29 protein-coding genes are annotated in these 18,082 nt (G+C 59.2%); 28 read left to right on the top strand and 1 reads right to left on the bottom strand.

What is annotated here, in order from left to right; all coding sequences use genetic code 11:
- Positions 1–117 precede the first annotated feature (117 nt).
- The 27 genes from rplC to rplQ all read left to right on the top strand — a co-directional run bounded on the left by rplC (position 118) and on the right by rplQ (position 13,358).
- Positions 118–756, top strand: coding sequence for a 50S ribosomal protein L3 (gene rplC / locus QD356_RS16825; protein WP_192839465.1), 639 nt, complete (start codon positions 118–120; stop codon positions 754–756).
- A 13-nt stretch (positions 757–769) separates the two neighbouring features.
- Positions 770–1,375, top strand: a complete 606-nt coding sequence (rplD, locus tag QD356_RS16820; protein WP_054556901.1) for a 50S ribosomal protein L4 — start codon at positions 770–772, stop codon at positions 1,373–1,375.
- Entirely contained in the window at positions 1,372–1,668 is a 297-nt protein-coding gene (rplW, locus tag QD356_RS16815) for a 50S ribosomal protein L23 (RefSeq protein WP_043334865.1), read from the top strand. Before rplD ends, rplW begins: the two co-directional genes overlap by 4 nt.
- A gap of 16 nt (positions 1,669–1,684) precedes the next feature.
- On the top strand, positions 1,685–2,512 hold the full coding sequence (gene rplB, locus QD356_RS16810) for a 50S ribosomal protein L2 (protein WP_043334862.1): 828 nt from the start codon (positions 1,685–1,687) through the stop codon (positions 2,510–2,512).
- 22 nt (positions 2,513–2,534) lie between these two features.
- Positions 2,535–2,810, top strand: coding sequence for a 30S ribosomal protein S19 (gene rpsS, locus QD356_RS16805; protein WP_024950655.1), 276 nt, complete (start codon positions 2,535–2,537; stop codon positions 2,808–2,810).
- A gap of 19 nt (positions 2,811–2,829) precedes the next feature.
- Positions 2,830–3,162, top strand: coding sequence for a 50S ribosomal protein L22 (gene rplV, locus QD356_RS16800; RefSeq protein WP_043334859.1), 333 nt, complete (start codon positions 2,830–2,832; stop codon positions 3,160–3,162).
- Between the two features lie 10 nt (positions 3,163–3,172).
- Positions 3,173–3,865, top strand: coding sequence for a 30S ribosomal protein S3 (gene rpsC / locus QD356_RS16795; protein WP_043334856.1), 693 nt, complete (start codon positions 3,173–3,175; stop codon positions 3,863–3,865).
- An 11-nt stretch (positions 3,866–3,876) separates the two neighbouring features.
- Complete coding sequence (gene rplP / locus QD356_RS16790; RefSeq protein ID WP_043334854.1) at positions 3,877–4,290, top strand: 50S ribosomal protein L16; 414 nt, start codon at positions 3,877–3,879, stop codon at positions 4,288–4,290.
- On the top strand, positions 4,290–4,481 hold the full coding sequence (gene rpmC / locus QD356_RS16785) for a 50S ribosomal protein L29 (protein ID WP_024950659.1): 192 nt from the start codon (positions 4,290–4,292) through the stop codon (positions 4,479–4,481). The genes rplP and rpmC overlap by 1 nt, the downstream gene beginning before the upstream one ends.
- A 1-nt stretch (position 4,482) precedes the next feature.
- Positions 4,483–4,743, top strand: coding sequence for a 30S ribosomal protein S17 (rpsQ, locus tag QD356_RS16780; protein ID WP_043334852.1), 261 nt, complete (start codon positions 4,483–4,485; stop codon positions 4,741–4,743).
- A gap of 50 nt (positions 4,744–4,793) precedes the next feature.
- A complete protein-coding gene (gene rplN / locus QD356_RS16775) occupies positions 4,794–5,165 on the top strand; it encodes a 50S ribosomal protein L14 (protein ID WP_043334850.1) in 372 nt (123 codons plus the stop codon).
- 15 nt (positions 5,166–5,180) lie between these two features.
- The gene (rplX, locus tag QD356_RS16770; RefSeq protein WP_043334846.1) at positions 5,181–5,498 is read left to right on the top strand and encodes a 50S ribosomal protein L24; all 318 of its coding nucleotides are present in this window, start codon (positions 5,181–5,183) and stop codon (positions 5,496–5,498) included.
- A gap of 17 nt (positions 5,499–5,515) precedes the next feature.
- Positions 5,516–6,055: a 50S ribosomal protein L5 gene (rplE, locus tag QD356_RS16765; protein WP_043334844.1), complete on the top strand. Its 540-nt coding sequence runs from the start codon at positions 5,516–5,518 to the stop codon at positions 6,053–6,055.
- A gap of 9 nt (positions 6,056–6,064) precedes the next feature.
- On the top strand, positions 6,065–6,370 hold the full coding sequence (gene rpsN, locus QD356_RS16760) for a 30S ribosomal protein S14 (RefSeq protein WP_043334842.1): 306 nt from the start codon (positions 6,065–6,067) through the stop codon (positions 6,368–6,370).
- A 32-nt stretch (positions 6,371–6,402) separates the two neighbouring features.
- A complete protein-coding gene (gene rpsH, locus QD356_RS16755; protein ID WP_043334840.1) occupies positions 6,403–6,795 on the top strand; it encodes a 30S ribosomal protein S8 in 393 nt (130 codons plus the stop codon).
- Positions 6,796–6,804: 9 nt separating this feature from the next.
- Positions 6,805–7,335 (top strand): 50S ribosomal protein L6, encoded by a 531-nt coding sequence (rplF, locus tag QD356_RS16750; protein WP_166020051.1) that lies wholly within the window; start codon positions 6,805–6,807, stop codon positions 7,333–7,335.
- 9 nt (positions 7,336–7,344) lie between these two features.
- A complete protein-coding gene (gene rplR, locus QD356_RS16745; protein WP_024950667.1) occupies positions 7,345–7,695 on the top strand; it encodes a 50S ribosomal protein L18 in 351 nt (116 codons plus the stop codon).
- 11 nt (positions 7,696–7,706) lie between these two features.
- Entirely contained in the window at positions 7,707–8,207 is a 501-nt protein-coding gene (rpsE, locus tag QD356_RS16740) for a 30S ribosomal protein S5 (RefSeq protein ID WP_054556902.1), read from the top strand.
- A 6-nt stretch (positions 8,208–8,213) separates the two neighbouring features.
- Positions 8,214–8,396 carry a 50S ribosomal protein L30 gene (gene rpmD / locus QD356_RS16735; RefSeq protein ID WP_024950669.1) on the top strand — a complete coding sequence of 61 codons (183 nt, stop codon included), beginning with the start codon at positions 8,214–8,216 and terminating at the stop codon, positions 8,394–8,396.
- Between the two features lie 3 nt (positions 8,397–8,399).
- Complete coding sequence (rplO, locus tag QD356_RS16730) at positions 8,400–8,834, top strand: 50S ribosomal protein L15 (RefSeq protein ID WP_043334834.1); 435 nt, start codon at positions 8,400–8,402, stop codon at positions 8,832–8,834.
- On the top strand, positions 8,835–10,169 hold the full coding sequence (gene secY / locus QD356_RS16725) for a preprotein translocase subunit SecY (RefSeq protein ID WP_043334831.1): 1,335 nt from the start codon (positions 8,835–8,837) through the stop codon (positions 10,167–10,169).
- A gap of 34 nt (positions 10,170–10,203) precedes the next feature.
- The gene (rpmJ, locus tag QD356_RS16720) at positions 10,204–10,317 is read left to right on the top strand and encodes a 50S ribosomal protein L36 (protein WP_077373351.1); all 114 of its coding nucleotides are present in this window, start codon (positions 10,204–10,206) and stop codon (positions 10,315–10,317) included.
- Between the two features lie 131 nt (positions 10,318–10,448).
- Positions 10,449–10,805: a 30S ribosomal protein S13 gene (rpsM, locus tag QD356_RS16715; protein ID WP_024950672.1), complete on the top strand. Its 357-nt coding sequence runs from the start codon at positions 10,449–10,451 to the stop codon at positions 10,803–10,805.
- Between the two features lie 30 nt (positions 10,806–10,835).
- Entirely contained in the window at positions 10,836–11,219 is a 384-nt protein-coding gene (gene rpsK / locus QD356_RS16710) for a 30S ribosomal protein S11 (RefSeq protein WP_043334827.1), read from the top strand.
- A 12-nt stretch (positions 11,220–11,231) separates the two neighbouring features.
- Positions 11,232–11,852: a 30S ribosomal protein S4 gene (gene rpsD / locus QD356_RS16705; RefSeq protein ID WP_043334824.1), complete on the top strand. Its 621-nt coding sequence runs from the start codon at positions 11,232–11,234 to the stop codon at positions 11,850–11,852.
- 74 nt (positions 11,853–11,926) lie between these two features.
- Complete coding sequence (rpoA, locus tag QD356_RS16700; RefSeq protein WP_043334822.1) at positions 11,927–12,925, top strand: DNA-directed RNA polymerase subunit alpha; 999 nt, start codon at positions 11,927–11,929, stop codon at positions 12,923–12,925.
- Between the two features lie 46 nt (positions 12,926–12,971).
- Positions 12,972–13,358, top strand: a complete 387-nt coding sequence (gene rplQ, locus QD356_RS16695) for a 50S ribosomal protein L17 (protein ID WP_043334820.1) — start codon at positions 12,972–12,974, stop codon at positions 13,356–13,358.
- 183 nt (positions 13,359–13,541) lie between these two features.
- Here the strand turns inward: rplQ and uvrA are convergent, their stop codons facing one another.
- Positions 13,542–16,421, bottom strand: coding sequence for an excinuclease ABC subunit UvrA (uvrA, locus tag QD356_RS16690; protein WP_192839464.1), 2,880 nt, complete (start codon positions 16,419–16,421; stop codon positions 13,542–13,544).
- A gap of 207 nt (positions 16,422–16,628) precedes the next feature.
- Here uvrA and QD356_RS16685 point away from each other — a divergent pair, with 207 nt between their 5' ends.
- Positions 16,629–18,044, top strand: coding sequence for an MFS transporter (locus QD356_RS16685; RefSeq protein ID WP_052384727.1), 1,416 nt, complete (start codon positions 16,629–16,631; stop codon positions 18,042–18,044).
- The last annotated feature ends 38 nt before the right edge of the window (positions 18,045–18,082 follow it).

Genomic DNA, 18,082 nt, shown 5'->3' with positions numbered 1-18,082 from the left:
CTCACTGATAGAGCAGCAGCCGCCACGCCGGGATGGCGTCATACAATGTGCTAGTGGAATGCTCTGGAAAGGGCAGCCATAGCGGGTGACAGCCCCGTACACTAAAGGAGACTGAACATGTCTATCGGTTTAGTCGGTAAGAAGGCCGGGATGACCCGTGTCTTCACCGAAGCTGGCGCCTCTGTGCCGGTTACCGTGATTGAAGTTGAGCCGAACCGCATCGTGACCATCAAGTCTCTCGAGACTGACGGCTACAGTGCTATTCAGGTGACAACTGGCTCTCGTAAAGCCAAGCACCTCACCAAGGCAACTGCTGGCCAGTATGCCAAGGCGGGTGTTGAGGCTGGCCGTACCCTGATGGAATTCCGCCTGAACGAAGGCGACGAAGCTCCTGCAGTGGGCGGCGAACTCACCGTATCCCTCTTTGAAGCTGGTCAAAAGATTGACGTGACCGGCACCTCCAAGGGTAAAGGTTTCCAGGGCGCAGTTAAGCGCTGGAACTTCCGCACCCAAGACGCTACCCACGGTAACTCACTGTCGCACCGCGCGCCGGGTTCCATCGGTAACTGTCAGACCCCGGGCCGCGTCTTCAAAGGTAAGAAGATGGCTGGCCAGATGGGCAACGTCCGTTCCACCGTCCAGAGCCTGGAAGTGGTCCGCGTCGACGCTGAACGCAATCTTCTGCTGGTCAAGGGTGCCGTTCCAGGTGCTCCGGGCGGCGAAGTGATCGTGCGTTCCGCTGTGAAAGCTCGCTGAGGGGAATTAACCGATGAATCTTAATCTTGCAGGTGCAGGCGGCGCAGTAGACGTCTCCGATGCCACCTTTGGTAAGGACTTCAACGAGGCTCTGGTTCACCAGGTCGTCACCGCCTATCTGGCTGGTGCACGTCAAGGTACCGTGGCTCAGAAGACCCGTTCTGACGTGTCCGGCGGTGGCAAGAAGCCGTGGCGTCAGAAAGGTACTGGTCGTGCACGTGCCGGTACCATCCGTTCCCCGCTGTGGCGTTCTGGCGGTGTGACCTTTGCAGCGCGTCCTCAGGACCACTCGCACAAGGTCAACCGCAAGATGTATCGCGCTGCCATGCGTTCCATCCTGTCCGAGCTGGTCCGTCAGGATCGCCTGGTCGCGGTCGATGCTATCAGCGTCGAAGCTCCGAAGACCAAGCTGCTGATCGCCAAGCTCCAGGAACTGGGCCTTGAGAAAGCGCTGATCGTCACTGAAGAGCAGGACGTCAACCTGTACCTGGCCGCGCGCAACATCCCGTATGTTGACGTCGTCAATGTCGCTGGCGCTGACCCGGTCAGCCTCGTCGGTTACGACAAGGTGCTGATGACTGTCGCTGCCCTGCGCAAGTTCGAGGAGAACCTGGGATGAATCAGGAACGCGTATTCAAGGTCCTGCTTGGTCCTCACATGACCGAGAAGGCCGCGGTCGCTGCCGAGAACAACCAGTACGTGTTCAAGGTTGCCAGCGACGCGACAAAGCCCGAAATCAAGAAAGCCGTCGAAGCGCTGTTTGGTAAGAAAGTCGATCGTGTTCAGGTTCTGAACATGAAAGGCAAGACCAAGCGCACCGCTCGCGGTGTTGGTCGTCGCGCTGGTTATCGCAAGGCCTATGTAACTCTGGCCGCCGGCGAGACCATCGAAGACTTCTCTGGCGCCGAGTAAGGCAGGAGTACGGAACATGGCAATTGTTAAGACAAAACCTACCTCCGCCGGTCGCCGCCACCTGGTAAAGGTCGTCAATGACGAACTTTTCAAAGGTCGCGCGTACGCTCCGCTGCTTGAAAAGCAGTCAAAGTCCGGTGGTCGTAACAATAATGGTCGCATCACTACTCGCCACATCGGCGGTGGTCATCGTCACCATTACCGTCTGGTCGATTTCAAGCGCAACAAGGATGGCATTCCGGCCATCGTTGAGCGTCTGGAGTACGATCCGAACCGTAGCGCGAACATCGCGCTGGTGAAGTACCTTGACGGCGAACGTCGCTACATCATTGCACCGAAAGGTGTCTCTGCTGGCGATCGTCTCGAGTCTGGTGTTAACGCACCGATCAAGAAAGGCAACGCTCTGCCGCTGCGCAATGTCCCGGTGGGTTCCACCGTTCACTGTGTAGAGCTGAAGCCAGGCAAGGGCGCTCAGATCGCTCGTAGTGCAGGTACCAGTGCCCAGGTCGTGGCACGTGACGGTAACTACACCACGCTGCGTCTGCGCTCTGGCGAGATGCGTAAGGTGCTGTCCGAATGCCGTGCAACTCTCGGCGAAGTGGGCAACTCCGAGCACAGCCTCCGTCAACTGGGCAAGGCCGGTGCTAAGCGTTGGAGAGGCGTGCGCCCGACTGTTCGCGGTGTCGCGATGAACCCGGTCGATCACCCGCATGGTGGTGGTGAAGGTCGTACCTCTGGTGGCCGTCACCCGGTCAGCCCGTGGGGCGTCCCGACCAAGGGTCACAAGACTCGCAAGAACAAGCGCACCGATAAGCTTATCGTCCGTCGCCGCAAGGCCAAGTAACAGATATTGAGGGGTAACGGCTGTGCCACGTTCACTGAAGAAAGGTCCTTTTATTGACCTTCATCTGCTGAAGAAGGTTGAGACAGCAGTGGAAAAGAACGACCGCAAACCGATCAAGACCTGGTCGCGTCGTTCCATGATCCTGCCGAACATGGTCGGGCTCACCATTGCCGTCCATAACGGTCGCCAGCATGTCCCGGTTCTCGTTTCTGAGGAAATGGTCGGTCACAAGCTCGGCGAGTTTGCTGCCACCCGCACATACCGCGGGCACGCTGCAGATAAAAAAGCCAAACGGTAAGCCAGAGAGGATTTAAGAGATGGAAGTAGCTGCTAAGCTGCGCGGCGCTCGTTTATCCGCCCAGAAGGCCCGTTTGGTGGCTGACCAGGTGCGCGGTAAGCCGGTCGCCGAGGCGCTGAATCTGCTCGCTTTCTCACCGAAGAAGGCCGCGAAGATTGTTCGCAAGGTTCTGCAGTCCGCGATCGCGAATGCGGAAGAAAACAACGGCATGGACATTGACGAGCTTCGCGTCTCGACTATCTGTGTCGACGAGGGCATGACGCTCAAGCGCATCCAGCCACGTGCCAAAGGCCGTGCGGATCGTATCTTGAAGCGCACTTGTCATATCACCGTCAAGGTAGCCGAGAAGTAGGAGACGACCAATGGGTCAGAAAGTTAATCCGACAGGTTTCCGACTGGGTATTGTCAAGGATCATACCTCTGTCTGGTACGCCGAAGGCGCTACCTATGCCGACAAACTGAACAACGATCTGCAGGTGCGTGGATTCCTGGAAGAGCGTCTGAAAAGCGCTTCCGTGAGCCGCATCAGCATCGAGCGTCCGGCAAACAACGCCCGTATTACCATTCACACCGCCCGTCCGGGTATCGTGATCGGTAAGAAAGGTGAAGATGTCGACCGCCTTCGTCGTGAAGTTTCCGAGATGATGGGCGTTCCCGTCCACATCAACATCGAGGAGATTCGCAAGCCGGAACTCGATGCCAAGCTGGTTGCTGCCAATGTGGCAGGTCAGCTCGAGCGTCGTGTCATGTTCCGTCGTGCGATGAAGCGTGCTGTGCAGAACGCAATGCGTCTGGGCGCCAAGGGCATCAAGATTCAGCTCTCTGGTCGTCTCGGCGGTGCCGAAATCGCCCGTACCGAATGGTACCGCGAAGGCCGCGTTCCGCTTCACACCCTGCGTGCTGACATTGATTACTCCACCTTCGAAGCTCACACCACCTACGGCATCATTGGTGTCAAGGTCTGGATCTTCAAAGGCGAGATCCTCGGTGGCATCGAAGAGGTGCGAGCCAAGGCGAAGCAGCCCGCGTCCGCACCCAAGAAGAAAGGCAAGTAAGGGGGTAATCGATGTTACAGCCCAAGCGTATGAAATTCCGCAAGATGCAGAAAGGTCGCAACCGTGGCCTGGCGCATCGCGGAAGCAAGGTAAGCTTTGGTGAGTTTGGCCTGAAAGCCACCGGCCGTGGTCGTATCACCGCTCGTCAGATCGAAGCTGGCCGTCGTGCCATCACTCGTCACGTCAAGCGTGGCGGTAAGATCTGGATCCGTGTCTTCCCAGACAAGCCGATCTCCAACAAGCCGTTGGAAGTTCGTATGGGTAAAGGTAAGGGTTCTGTCGAGTACTGGGTCGCTCAGATCCAGCCCGGCAAGGTCCTCTACGAGATCGAAGGTGTATCCGAAGAGCTGGCCCGTGAAGCATTTAGCCTGGCCGCTATGAAGATGCCGATCTCCACCACCTTTGTTAAGCGGACGGTGATGTGATGAAAGCCCAAGAACTCCGTGAAAAGTCAGTCGAGGCGCTCCAGGAGCAGTTGTTCGAACTGCTGCGTGAGCAATTCAATCTGCGCATGCAGAAGGCAACAGGCCAGCTGAGCCAGGTTCACCTGCTCAAGCAGACTCGTCGCCAAATTGCTCAGGTTAAGACTGTGCTCAACCAGAAGTCAGGTGAGTAAAATGGCCGAAGAAACTAAAGCACGCACACTCACCGGCAAGGTGGTGAGTGACAAGATGGAAAAATCCATCGTTGTCATGGTCGAGCGCCGTGAGCGTCACCCGATCTATGGCAAGTACCTGAGACGCTCCACCAAGCTGCACGCCCATGATGAGGCGAATCAGGCTCGGATCGGTGACACCGTCTCTATCGCCGAGACTCGTCCGCTGTCCAAGAAGAAAGCCTGGACCCTGGTCGAGGTGGTTGAACAGGCCAAGGGTTAATCCCTAGGCCAGTTCCCACCAGGCAGTCAGATTAGGTTTGGAGAAAACCGATGATTCAGACTCAGACAATGCTGGATGTCGCCGACAACAGTGGCGCGCGCCGGGTGCAATGCATCAAGGTGCTGGGTGGTTCACACCGCCGTTACGCTCGTGTTGGAGACATCATCAAGGTCACCGTCAAAGAAGCTATCCCGCGTGGCAAGGTCAAGAAAGGCCAGGTCATGAAGGCAGTGGTCGTTCGTACCAAAGCCGGTGTCCGTCGTAATGACGGTTCCGTGATCCGCTTCGACGGTAATGCGGCCGTTCTGTTGAACAACACCAACGAACAGCCGATCGGTACCCGTATCTTCGGCCCGGTTACCCGTGAACTTCGCAGTGAGAAGTTCATGAAGATCATTTCCCTGGCGCCCGAAGTGCTGTAAGGAGCGGAAGCGGATATGCAAAAGATCAAACGTGACGATGAAGTCATCGTCATCGCCGGGAAGGACAAGGGCAAGCGCGGTACCATCAGCAAGGTGCTGAAAGGTGAGCGTCTGCTCGTGTCCGGTGTGAATATGATCAAGCGTCACACCAAGCCCAACCCGATGCTGGGCACCCAGGGGGGTATCGTCGAGCGCGAGGCTCCGATTCACGCGTCCAACGTGGCCATCTTCAACCAGGAGACCGGCAAGGCGGATCGTGTCGGAATCCAGGTACAGGAAGACGGTACTAAGGTACGCATCTTTAAGTCGACTCAGAAGCTGATCGACGCCTAACGCGAGTCGGGTACAACATGGCGAACTTGAAAGAACGTTATCAGAACGAAGTGGCCGCCCAGCTTAAAGAGCAGTTCGGCTACGCCAATGTGATGCAGGTTCCCCGCATCACCAAGGTGACCCTGAACATGGGTATCGGTGAAGCCACCGCTGACAAGAAGCTGATCGACAACGCGTTTGCCGATCTCCAGATGCTTTCTGGTCAGAAGCCCATCGTCACCAAGGCACGCAAGTCCATCGCTGGCTTCAAAGTCCGCGAAGGATGGCCGATCGGTGTTAAGGTGACCCTGCGCAGCGATCGTATGTGGGACTTCCTGGACCGTCTCGTGAACGTGGCTATTCCGCGCGTTCGTGACTTCCGTGGTCTGAACCCGAAGTCCTTCGATGGCCGTGGAAACTACTCCATGGGTGTGCGTGAGCAGATCATCTTCCCGGAGATCGAGTATGATAAGATCGACCGGATTCGTGGCCTGGACATCACCATCACCACTAGCGCCAACACCGATGATGAAGGTCGTGCGTTGCTGGGCGCGCTGAACTTCCCGTTCAAGAAATAAGGGTGGATCATGGCAAAGAAAAGCATGGTTGAGCGCGAGCTCAAGCGCACCAAGCTGGTCGCTAAGTACGCCGCCAAACGCGACGCACTGAAGACCATCATCAACGACGTCAACGCTTCTGAAGAAGAGCGCTTCGACGCACAGCTGAAGCTGCAGCAGCTGCCGCGTGATGCCAGCCCGGTCCGTCAGCGTAACCGCTGCCGTATCACTGGCCGTCCGCACGGCTACTACAACAAGTTCGGCCTGAGCCGCAACAAGCTGCGTGAAGCCGCTATGCGTGGTGACGTGCCTGGTCTGACCAAGTCCAGCTGGTAACACCACTGCAAGAATTCAGGAGCGCAACGTAAATGAGCATGCAAGACACTCTGGCGGATATGTTCACTCGTATCCGCAATGCGCAGATGGCCACCAAGGAGACGGTTACCATGCCGTCTTCCAAGCTCAAGGTTGAAGTGGCCCGCGTATTGAAGGAAGAGGGTTATATTTCCGAGTTTGCCGTCGCAGAAGGCGCCAAGCCGGAACTGACCGTGACCCTCAAGTACTTCGAAGGCAAGTCGGTTATCGAGAGCATCAAGCGTATTTCCAAGCCGTCCCTGCGCCAGTACAAAGGCAAGGGTGAGCTTCCGAAAGTCGCAGATGGCCTGGGTATTGCGATCGTTTCCACCTCCCGGGGCGTGATGACCGATCGTGCGGCCCGTCAAGCTGGTGTCGGCGGCGAAGTCCTCTGCACCGTATTCTAGGAGTTTGGAATGTCCCGCGTAGCCAAGTATCCGGTTAAATTGCCGAACGGCGTCGAGGCAAAGCTCGACGGCGACAAGCTGACCGTGAAGGGCAGCAAAGGCCAGCTGGAACTGACCGTCCACCAGGACGTGGTCATCTCTATGGAAGAAGGTCAAATGACCTTCGCTCCGTCCGAGACCGCCAAGAACTGGGCGATGGTTGGTACCACTCGTGCTCTGGTCAACAACATGGTGTCTGGTGTTTCCGAAGGCTTCACCAAGTCTCTGGAAATCAATGGTGTGGGTTATCGTGCCCAGGCCAAAGGCCAGACAATCAACCTGACACTGGGCTTCTCACACCCGGTCGACTATGAACTGCCGGCAAGTGTTACGGCTGAAACGCCGAAGAACACTCAGATCGTCCTCACGTCTGCTGACAAGCAGGCTTTGGGTCAGGTCGCCGCAGAGATTCGCGCATTCCGTCCGCCGGAGCCCTACAAGGGCAAAGGTATTCGGTACAGCGACGAAGTCGTCCGTCGTAAAGAAGCCAAGAAGAAGTAAGGCAGGGTTATGAACGCGAAGAAAGAATCTCGTCTCCGTCGTGCCCGCCGCGCTCGTGCGAAAATCCGCGAGCTGGGCGTGTTTCGCCTGTGCGTGAACCGCACCCCGCGTCACATCTACGCGCAGATCATCTCGCCGGATGGCGGCCAGGTCCTGGCCACCGCATCCACGCTCGACAAGAGCCTGCGCGAAGGTTCTACCGGTAACTCGGACTCCGCCGCCAAGGTGGGTGCTCTGATTGCCGAGCGCGCGAAGGAAGCGGGTATCAAGCAAGTGGCTTTCGATCGCTCCGGGTACAAGTACCACGGTCGCGTGAAGGCCCTGGCCGATGCCGCACGTGAAGGCGGCCTGGAATTCTAAAGGGTTTTACGATGGCGAATATCGAACAGAAGGGCGGTGACCTGCAAGAGAAGCTCGTGCAGATCAACCGCGTCGCCAAGGTAGTCAAGGGCGGCCGTATCTTCGGTTTCACCGCTCTGACTGTCGTTGGTGACGGCAATGGTCGTGTTGGCTTCGGCCGTGGCAAGGCGCGTGAAGTGCCGGTCGCGATCCAGAAGGCAATGGACCAAGCTCGTCGCAACATGATCAAGGTTGACCTGAAGGGCCACACCCTGCAGTACCCGGTGAAGGCTCGTCACGGTGCATCCAAGATCTACATGCAGCCAGCGTCCGAAGGTACCGGCATCATTGCCGGCGGTGCGATGCGTTCCGTGCTCGAACTGGCAGGCGTCCATGACGTCCTGGCCAAGTGCTACGGTTCCACCAATCCGGTCAACGTGGTGCGCGCGACCATCAACGGTCTCGCTGCCATGAAATCTCCGGAAGACATCGCCGCCAAGCGTGGCCTGTCTGTCGACAAGATTGCGGGGTAAGGCACCATGGCAGCTAAGATCACGGTAACCCAGATCCGCAGCACCATCGGCGTCCTCGAAAAGCACAAGGCCACTATGAAAGGTCTTGGCCTGCGCCGCATCGGTCACACTGTCGAGCTGGAAGACACCCCCGCGGTACGCGGCATGATCAACAAGGTTCACTACCTTGTCCGTGTTGAGGGAGAGTAATCCATGAAATTGAATACCCTGAGTCCGGCCCCGGGCTCCAAGCACGCTGCAAAGCGTGTCGGTCGTGGTATCGGCTCCGGTCTTGGTAAGACCGGCGGTCGTGGCCACAAGGGCCAGAAGTCCCGTTCCGGTGGCAGCGTCAAGCCGGGCTTCGAAGGCGGTCAGATGCCTATGCAGCGTCGCCTGCCGAAGTTTGGTTTCACTTCCGCGAAGTCTCTGATTTCCGAAGAAGTGCGCCTGAGCGAACTGGCACTGGTAGACGGCGAGATCGTCGACCTCGAAACGCTGAAGAAGGCCAACGTGCTTCGTGATTCCACGAAGTTCGCGAAGGTCATGCTCTCCGGCGAACTGGACAAGGCAGTCACGGTTCGCGGCATTAAGGTCACCAAAGGTGCCCGTGCTGCGATCGAAGCTGCCGGTGGCAAGGTAGAGGACTAAATGGCTAAGTCAGGAAACGTACCGGCGATGCAGGGAAGTGGGTTGAGCGAACTCTGGGCGCGTTTGCGCTTCGTGTTCATCGCCATCGTGGTGTACCGAATCGGTGCACACATCCCCGTTCCCGGTATCAATCCTGACCAGCTTGCTGCCTTGTTCAGGGAAAACCAGGGCACCATCCTGAGCATGTTCAACATGTTCTCCGGTGGTGCACTGGAGCGAATGAGTATCTTCGCGCTGGGCATCATGCCCTACATATCCGCGTCGATCATCATGCAGCTCCTGACGGTGGTCTCGCCTCAGCTTGAGCAGTTGAAAAAGGAAGGCGAGGCCGGCCGTCGCAAGATCAGCCAGTACACGCGCTACGGCACGGTAGTACTGGCCCTGGTCCAATCGATCGGCATGGCAGTCGGACTGGTCGGAAACGGTGTCGCCTATTCCGCTGACTTCAGCTTCTACTTCACCGCCGTGAGTACGTTCGTGGCTGGTGCAGTGTTCCTGATGTGGCTGGGAGAGCAGATCACCGAGAAGGGTATCGGCAACGGGATCTCACTGATCATCTTTGCTGGTATTGTCGCCGGGCTGCCGAGTGCCATCGGCCAGTCTTTCGAACTGGCGCGCAATGATGGTGCCTGGAATGTGCTTCCGCTGCTGGCGCTGACGCTGCTCGCAGTCATTACCGTTGCCTTCGTGGTGTTCATCGAGCGCGGCCAACGCCGCATCACGGTGAACTATCCGCGCCGTCAGGTTGGCAACAAGATGTATGCAGGTCAGAGCAGCTACTTGCCGATGAAGGTCAACATGGCCGGGGTCATCCCGCCGATCTTCGCGTCAAGCATCCTGCTGTTCCCTGCGTCGATGGGTCAATGGTTTGGCCAGAGTGAAAGCATGCAATGGTTGCAGACGGCATCTCAGGCTCTCGGGCCGGGTCAGCCACTGTATATCTTGCTTTTCGCTGCCGCTGTAGTATTCTTCTGCTTCTTCTACACGGCGCTGGTCTTCAATCCGAAGGATGTTGCTGACAACCTCAAGAAGTCAGGAGCGTTTCTGCCGGGTATTCGCCCAGGCGAACAGACCGCCCGTTACATCGATAAGGTGATGACTCGCCTGACGCTGTTCGGCGCCCTCTACATCACCCTAGTCTCCCTGATGCCTCAATTCCTCGTTGTTGCATGGCAGGTTCCGTTCTATTTCGGCGGCACCTCTCTGCTCATCGTGGTCGTGGTGGTCATGGACTTCATGGCCCAGGTGCAGTCGCATCTGATGTCAAATCAGTATGCGTCGGTGATGAAGAAGGCCAACCTCAAAGGCTATGGCAGCGGTGGCATGATGCGCTGATTGCGCAGCCCCTGTTAGCAAACTGGAGAGAACGATGAAAGTTCGAGCTTCCGTCAAGAAAATTTGCCGTAACTGCAAGATCATTCGGCGTCGTGGCGCAGTGCGGGTCATCTGCACTGAGCCCCGCCACAAGCAGCGTCAGGGTTAATTCCCTCGACCCGCTTAGCTGAATACAAGCTCGGGTGCTGGCATACCCCCTTGTTCCCAATGGGATCAAGGGGTATGCTATTGCGCCCTTTGTGGATGTAATATCCGCCGCTAACCTTTCGGAGAAAACTGATGGCCCGTATTGCTGGCGTCAATATCCCGGACAACAAGCACGCGGCGATCTCGCTGACTTATATCTTCGGGATTGGCCGTACGCGTGCACAGCAGATCTGCGCCGCTCTCGGTTTAGAACCGAGCGTCAAGATCGCTGATCTGTCTGTTGAACAACTGGACCTGGTTCGTGCCGAGGTGGGTAAGTACACCGTCGAAGGCGACCTGCGTCGTGAGATCACGCTGAACATCAAGCGTCTCATGGACCTCGGTTGCTATCGTGGCCTGCGCCATCGTCGTGGTCTTCCGTTGCGCGGTCAGCGCACCAAGACCAACGCACGTACACGCAAAGGTCCGCGTAAACCGATTCGCAAGTAAACGAACTGGCGTTTAGACAGGAAACATCTAATGGCTAACCCGAGTAAGCGCAAGAAGGTTAAAAAGCAGGTAGTGGATGCCATCGCGCATATCCACGCCTCTTTTAACAACACTATCGTGACGATCACAGACCGCCAGGGCAATGCTCTTTCCTGGGCAACTGCCGGTGGTTCGGGTTTTCGTGGTTCTCGCAAGAGCACCCCGTTCGCTGCGCAAGTCGCAAGTGAACGTGCAGCGACCGCTGCAGCCGAATATGGTGTGAAGAACGTCGACGTGCTGGTCAAGGGCCCGGGTCCGGGTCGTGAGTCCGCCGTGCGTGCTCTCAATGCCGCAGGCTTCCGCGTGCAAAGCATCACCGACGTGACCCCCATCCCGCATAATGGGTGCCGTCCGCCGAAGAAACGCCGCGTTTAAGGAGACAGACTCATGGCTCGTTATATTGGACCGAAGTGCAAACTGTCTCGTCGTGAAGGCACCGACCTCTTCCTGAAGAGTGGCGTGACTCCGTTCGAGAAGAAGTGCAAATCCGAACAACCCCCGGGTGTTCATGGCCAGCGCCGTCAGCGTCTTTCAGACTACGGCCTGCAGCTGCGTGAAAAGCAGAAGGTACGTCGCATGTACGGCGTGCTGGAAAAGCAATTCCGCAACTACTACAAAGAAGCCGCTCGCCTCAAGGGTGCGACCGGTGAGGTTCTGCTCCAGCTCCTCGAGACTCGTCTCGACAACGTCGTCTACCGCATGGGCTTCGGCTCCACGCGTTCCGAGGCACGTCAGCTGGTCAGCCACAAGGCGATCGCCGTGAACGGCCGTACCGTCAACGTTGCTTCCTTCAAAGTGAAGGCTGGCGATGTGGTCACCGTTCGTGAGAAGGCCAAGAACCAGGCTCGCATCCAGCAGTCTCTGGCACTCGCTGCCAACCGCGGTGATGTCTCCTGGGTCGACGTCGACTCCAAGAAGATGGAAGGCACTTTCAAGGCTGTCCCCGAGCGTGGCGACCTGTCTGCCGATATCAACGAAAACCTGATCGTCGAGCTGTACTCCAAGTAATGTAACGCCGGGCCGATTCGTCGGCCCGGCTGGAGTACCCAGATTATCCGTTTGGCAGCCTTAAAGGTGTTCTTATGCAGCGCTCAGTGACAGAGTTTCTCCGTCCTCGCGATATCAAGGTCGAGGAAGTCAGCGCCCATCACGCGCGAATCGTCCTCGAACCCTTCGAGCGTGGTTTCGGCCACACCCTGGGGAATGCTCTGCGTCGCATCCTGCTTTCTTCCATGCCCGGCTGTGCCGTCGTGGAAGCTGAGATCGAAGGCGTTCTGCACGAGTACAGCGCCATTGAAGGGGTGCAGGAGGATGTAATCGAAATCCTGCTGAACCTCAAGGACGTGGCCATCAAGATGCATGGTCGCGACGAAGCTGTGCTGGCGCTGAACAAGAAGGGCCCGGGTATCGTGACTGCTGGCGACATCGCTGGCGACCACGATCTCGAAATCGTGAATCCGGATCACGTCATCGCTCACCTCAATGATGGTGGCGAGCTGAAGATGCAGCTCAAGATCGCTCGTGGCCGCGGCTACGAAGCGGCAGATGCTCGCATCTCTGCTGATGATGAATCACGTGCCATTGGCCGCCTCCAGCTGGATGCGACCTTTACCCCGGTTCGTCGGGTCTCCTATGCCGTCGAGGCTGCGCGTGTTGAACAGCGCACCAACCTCGACAAGCTGGTGATCGACCTGGAAACCGACGGCACACTGGATCCGGAAGAAGCGATCCGCCGCTCCGCAACTATCCTGCAGGAGCAGCTGGCCGCCTTCGTTGATCTGGAAGCAGACAAGGAACAGGAAGTCGAAGAAGAGGAAGATCAAATCGATCCGATCCTTCTCCGTCCCGTAGACGATCTTGAGCTGACTGTTCGCAGTGCGAACTGTCTCAAGGCCGAGAATATCTATTACATCGGTGATCTCATTCAGCGCACCGAAGTTGAGCTGCTGAAGACCCCGAATCTCGGCAAGAAGTCCTTGAATGAAATCAAGGACGTGCTGTCCGCGCGTGGTCTGTCCCTCGGCATGCGGTTGGAAAACTGGCCGCCCGCAAGCCTGAAGGACGACAAGGCTTCCGCTTAAGGAAGCCCGGTCGGCTCAAGCCCCAGACTGGTAAGGAATCACAACCATGCGTCATCGTAAGAGTGGTCGTCACCTGAACCGTACCAGCTCTCACCGTGAAGCCATGTTCAAGAACATGTGCATCTCTCTGGTAGAGCACGAAGTCATCAAGACTACCCTGCCGAAAGCCAAGGAACTGCGTCGTCATATCGAGCCGCTGATCACCCTGGCCAAGCAGGACACCGTTGCGAACCGCCGTTTGGCGTTCTCTCGCACGCGCTCCAAGGAAGCGGTCGGCAAGCTCTTCAATGAGCTCGGCCCGCGCTACACCTCCCGTCCGGGCGGTTACCTGCGCATCCTGAAGTGCGGCTATCGCGCCGGTGACAATGCCCCGATGGCATTCGTCGAGCTGGTCGATCGCCCGGTTGCCTCCGAGGCAGCGGGCGAAGAGTAAGCTTCGGCTTGCTTCGTCCACAAGAAAAGGCCAACCCTCACGGGTTGGCCTTTTTTTATGCCTGACAGTTGGCCGGGTGACACGGGCGTGTTATTTGCCGAAAGGTCCACCTCGCCCCGGGGTGTGTTGAGAGTGTGCTGGGGCGAGGTGAATCAGAGGAGCGGAAGGGACGTGAGCCGGCGCCTAGCTGCTGGTCTCGGCCTTCTTCTTGCTGCTCGAGGTGGCACTGGTGGCTTTCTGGCGCTCCAGCAGCGGGGCCAGGAAGCGACCGGTGTGCGAGATCTCCTGCGTGGCCAGTTGCTCTGGTGTGCCTTCGGCGATGATCTGGCCGCCGCCTGAGCCGCCCTCCGGACCGAGGTCGATCAGCCAGTCGGCGGTCTTGATCACATCCAGGTTGTGCTCGATCACGACCACGGTGTTGCCGTGATCGCGCAGGCGGTGCAACACGACCAGCAGCTGGCGAATATCCTCGAAGTGCAGACCGGTGGTCGGCTCATCGAGAATATAGAGCGTCTTGCCGGTATCGCGCTTGGCCAGCTCGCGCGCCAGCTTGACGCGCTGGGCTTCACCGCCGGACAGCGTGGTCGCGCTCTGGCCGAGGCGGACGTAGGAGAGGCCGACATCCATCAGCGTCTGCAGGCGGCGGGCGATGGCCGGAACCGGCGAGAAGAACTCCAGCGCCTCCTCGATGGTCATCTCCAGCACTTCGTGGATGTTCTTGCCCTTGTACTGCACTTCAAGCGTCTCGCGGTTGTAGCGCTTGCCCTTGCAGACATCGCAGGGCACGTACATGTCGGGCAGGAAGTGCATCTCGACCTTGATCAGGCCGTCGCCCTGACAGGCCTCGCAGCGGCCGCCCTTGACGTTGAAGCTGAAGCGGCCCGGCTTGTAGCCGCGGGCGCGTGCTTCCTGGGTGCCTGAGAACAGCTCACGTATCGGCGTGAAGATGCCGGTATAGGTCGCCGGGTTGGAGCGCGGCGTCCGCCCGATGGGGCTCTGGTCGATATCCACCATCTTGTCGAACAGGTCCAGCCCTTCGATGGTGCCGTAGGGCGCGGGCGTCAGGGTGGTGGCCCGGTTGAGCTCACGCGCCGCCAGTGGCATCAGGGTGGCATTGATCAGCGTCGACTTGCCTGAGCCCGAGACCCCGGTGATGCACGTCAGCAGGCCTGTCGGCAGCGTCAGCGTCACATCCTGCAGGTTGTTGCCGGTGGCACCGGTCAGGCGCAGCACCTTGTCAGGGTTGGCCGGAAGGCGGTAGGGCGGCACGGCGATCTCGCGCTCGCCACTCAGGTATTGACCAGTCAATGAGCCAGGCGTCGCCTCGATCTGCTCCGGCGTGCCCTGGGCGACGATCTCGCCGCCATGCACGCCTGCGCCCGGGCCGATATCCAGTACGTGGTCGGCGGCGCGAATCGCGTCCTCATCATGCTCGACCACGATCACCGTGTTGCCCAGGTCGCGCAGATGGATCAGCGTCTTGAGCAGGCGATCATTGTCGCGCTGATGCAGGCCGATGGACGGCTCATCGAGGATGTACATCACCCCGACCAGGCCGGCACCGATCTGGCTGGCGAGACGGATACGCTGCGCCTCACCGCCGGATAGGGTGTCGGCGCTGCGCTCCAGGGTCAGGTAGTCGAGGCCGACATTGACGAGAAATTCGAGGCGCGCCTGGATCTCATGCACGATCTTGGCGGCGATCTCGCCCTTGCGTCCCGGCAGGCTCAGCTTGCCGAACTCTTCCCATGCTTCACCGATCGGCTGACGCACGACCTCGGAGAGCGTGCGGTCATCGACATAGACGTTGCGCGCTTCACGACGCAGGCGCGAGCCGTCGCAGCTGGGGCACGGCTGGACTGCCAGATAACGTGCGAGGTCCTCGCGCACCATGTTGGATTCGGTCTCGCGGTAACGGCGCTCCATGTTGGGCAGCACGCCCTCGAAGGGATGCTCGCGGGTCACCTTGCGGCCACGGTCATTCACGTAGCTGAAGGCGATGTCCTCGCGGCCACTGCCATTGAGCACGGCGTCACGCGCTTCATCGCTGAGCGACTCCCAGGCCGCTTCCAGCGCGAAGCCGTAATGCTCGGCAACGGCCTGCAGCTGGCTGAAGTAGTAGACACTGCGGCGGTCCCAGCCCTTGATGACGCCTTCGGCCAGTGACAGCTCAGGGTGGCTGATCAGCTTGTCGGGATCGAAATACTGCTTCACGCCGAGGCCGTCACAGGTCGGGCAGGCACCCGCCGGGTTGTTGAAGGAGAACAGGCGCGGTTCCAGCTCGGCCAGCGCATAGCCACACACCGGACAGGCGAAGCGCGAGGAGAAGACGAGGTCTTCCTGTTCGCCATCCATGAAGTGCAGGCGTGCGCTGCCGTCGGCCAGGTTCAGCGCGGTCTCGAAGGATTCGGCCAGACGCTGCTTGAGGTCTTCGCGCACCTTGAAGCGATCGACGACGACGTCGATGTCATGCTTCTTGTTCTTCTCCAGCGGCTTGAGATCATCCAGCTCGACGATCACGCCGTCGATGCGGGCCCGCACGAAGCCCTGGGCGCGCAGCTCTGACAGCAGCTGGAGGTGCTCACCCTTGCGGCCACTGACCACCGGTGCCAGCAGCATCAGCTTGCTGCCTTCCGGCAGGGCGAGCGCCTGATCAACCATCTGCGAGATGGTCTGGGCTTCCAGGTCGATCGCGTGGTCCGGGCAGCGCGGCGTACCGGCGCGTGCATACAGCAGGCGCAGGTAATCGTAGATCTCGGTAATGGTGCCGACGGTGGAGCGCGGGTTGTGCGAGGTCGATTTCTGTTCGATGGAAATCGCCGGTGACAGACCTTCGATATGGTCGATGTCCGGCTTTTCCATCATCGACAGGAACTGACGTGCGTAGGTGGACAGTGATTCGACGTAGCGCCGCTGTCCCTCGGCATAGAGAGTGTCAAAGGCAAGTGATGACTTGCCGGAACCGGAAAGTCCGGTCACCACGATCAGCTTGTCACGCGGCAGTTCGACATCGATGTTCTTGAGGTTGTGGGTGCGCGCACCCCTCACCTGAATCCTGTCCATTGCCACCTCGGGCTGCGTCGATAAAAGCAACGATTATAAGGCGCGGGTGAAACACCCGGCAAAGGCTGCATGCTTTCAAAGCCGCCTAGCGGGCCTTAGAATATGCAGTCCACTGGTGGGCGACCACCGTTGGACGTCACATCTCGGCGACCCACGTGGTCGGCCTCCCTCTTCTTGACTGTCATGCTCCGGAGCCCGCCGCCGCCCATGAAAACCTCTCGACTGCTCGCGCCGGAACGCCGCGCCATCGTCGGCCTTGCCAGCCTCTATGCGACTCGCATGCTGGGGCTGTTCATGGTGTTGCCGGTGCTGGCGCTCTATACCCGTGACCTCGCCGGAGCGACGCCGACACTGGTCGGTGTGGCGCTGGGTGGCTACGGGCTGACCCAGGCATTGCTGCAGATTCCGTTCGGCTGGCTGTCAGACCGGCTGGGGCGCAAGGCCGTGATCGGCTTCGGGCTCGGGTTGTTCATTCTGGGCTCGCTGGTCGCGGCGACGGCCGACAGCATCGAGATGATCATCCTCGGGCGCTGTCTGCAGGGCAGCGGCGCCGTGGCGGGAGCGATCATGGCACTGCTGGCCGATCAGACCCGGGAGGAGGTTCGCACCATGGCGATGGCCTCCATCGGCATGTCGATCGGGGTCGCCTTTGCACTGGCGATGGTCGCAGGGCCACTGGCTGCAGATGCCTTCGGCCTGTCGGGGGTCTTCTGGTTGACCGCCGTGATGGCCGTCGCGAGCCTGTTCGTGCTCTGGAAGCTGGTGCCAGCTGCGCCCAGGCGTCAACATCAGGATGTGGGGCTTGATAGGCGCCAGCTCAAGGGTATCCTCGCGAATTCCGCATTGTTGCGCATGGATGTGTCGATCTTTGCGCTGCACATGATCCTGACCGCCTGCTTCGTGGCCATTCCCCAGCAGCTGGTCAATTTCGGCATCGCCCCGGCGCATCACGGCTGGATCTACCTGCCATTGATGGGGCTGGCCTTTGTCGCCATGCTGCCGCTGGTCATCGTGGCCGAGAAATATCGGCGCATGAAGCCCGTCTTCCTGGGGGCCGTCGCGACCATCGCGACAAGCTTGCTGCTGCTGGGAGTCGATGGCATCGAGCATGCGGGGCTTGCGATGTTCCTCGGCCTGCTGTGGCTGTTCTTCGTCGCCTTCAATCTGCTTGAAGCGACCTTGCCGTCGATGATCTCCAAACTGGCCCCGGCCGGTGCCAAGGGCACGGCGATGGGAGTCTATTCCACCAGTCAGTTCCTGGGCGCCTTCGTGGGCGGTGTCGGGGGCGGCTGGTTGACCGGGCATTTCGGTCTGAGTGGCGTGTTCTTCGCCATGGGGCTGGTCGCCATTCTGTGGCTGGCCGTGGTGTGGGGCATGCAACCGCCGCGACATCTGGGCAGTGAAGTGATCGGCCTGTCACCCGAGGCCTCTCAATTGTCGGCCGTCGAGCTGCAGACACGCCTGCTGGCGATCGCCGGCGTGGAAGAGGCGCTCGTGGTGCGTGAGGAACGGGTCGCTTATCTCAAGGTCACACGCGATACACTGGATGACAAGGCGCTGGCCCGCTTCACTCGCCAGCGTGATGACGAAACTCCGGCAGGCGCGGAAGTGCCTGCCAGCTGAACCCTGACATCGGCAACACATTGCCGGTGCACTCGATA

The organism is Cobetia sp. 2AS, from assembly GCF_029846355.1.
Classification (GTDB): Bacteria; Pseudomonadota; Gammaproteobacteria; order Pseudomonadales; family Halomonadaceae; genus Cobetia; species Cobetia amphilecti.
The sequence above is the reverse complement of the archived record's forward strand: the minus strand, read 5'-3'. Positions and strand labels throughout refer to the sequence as shown.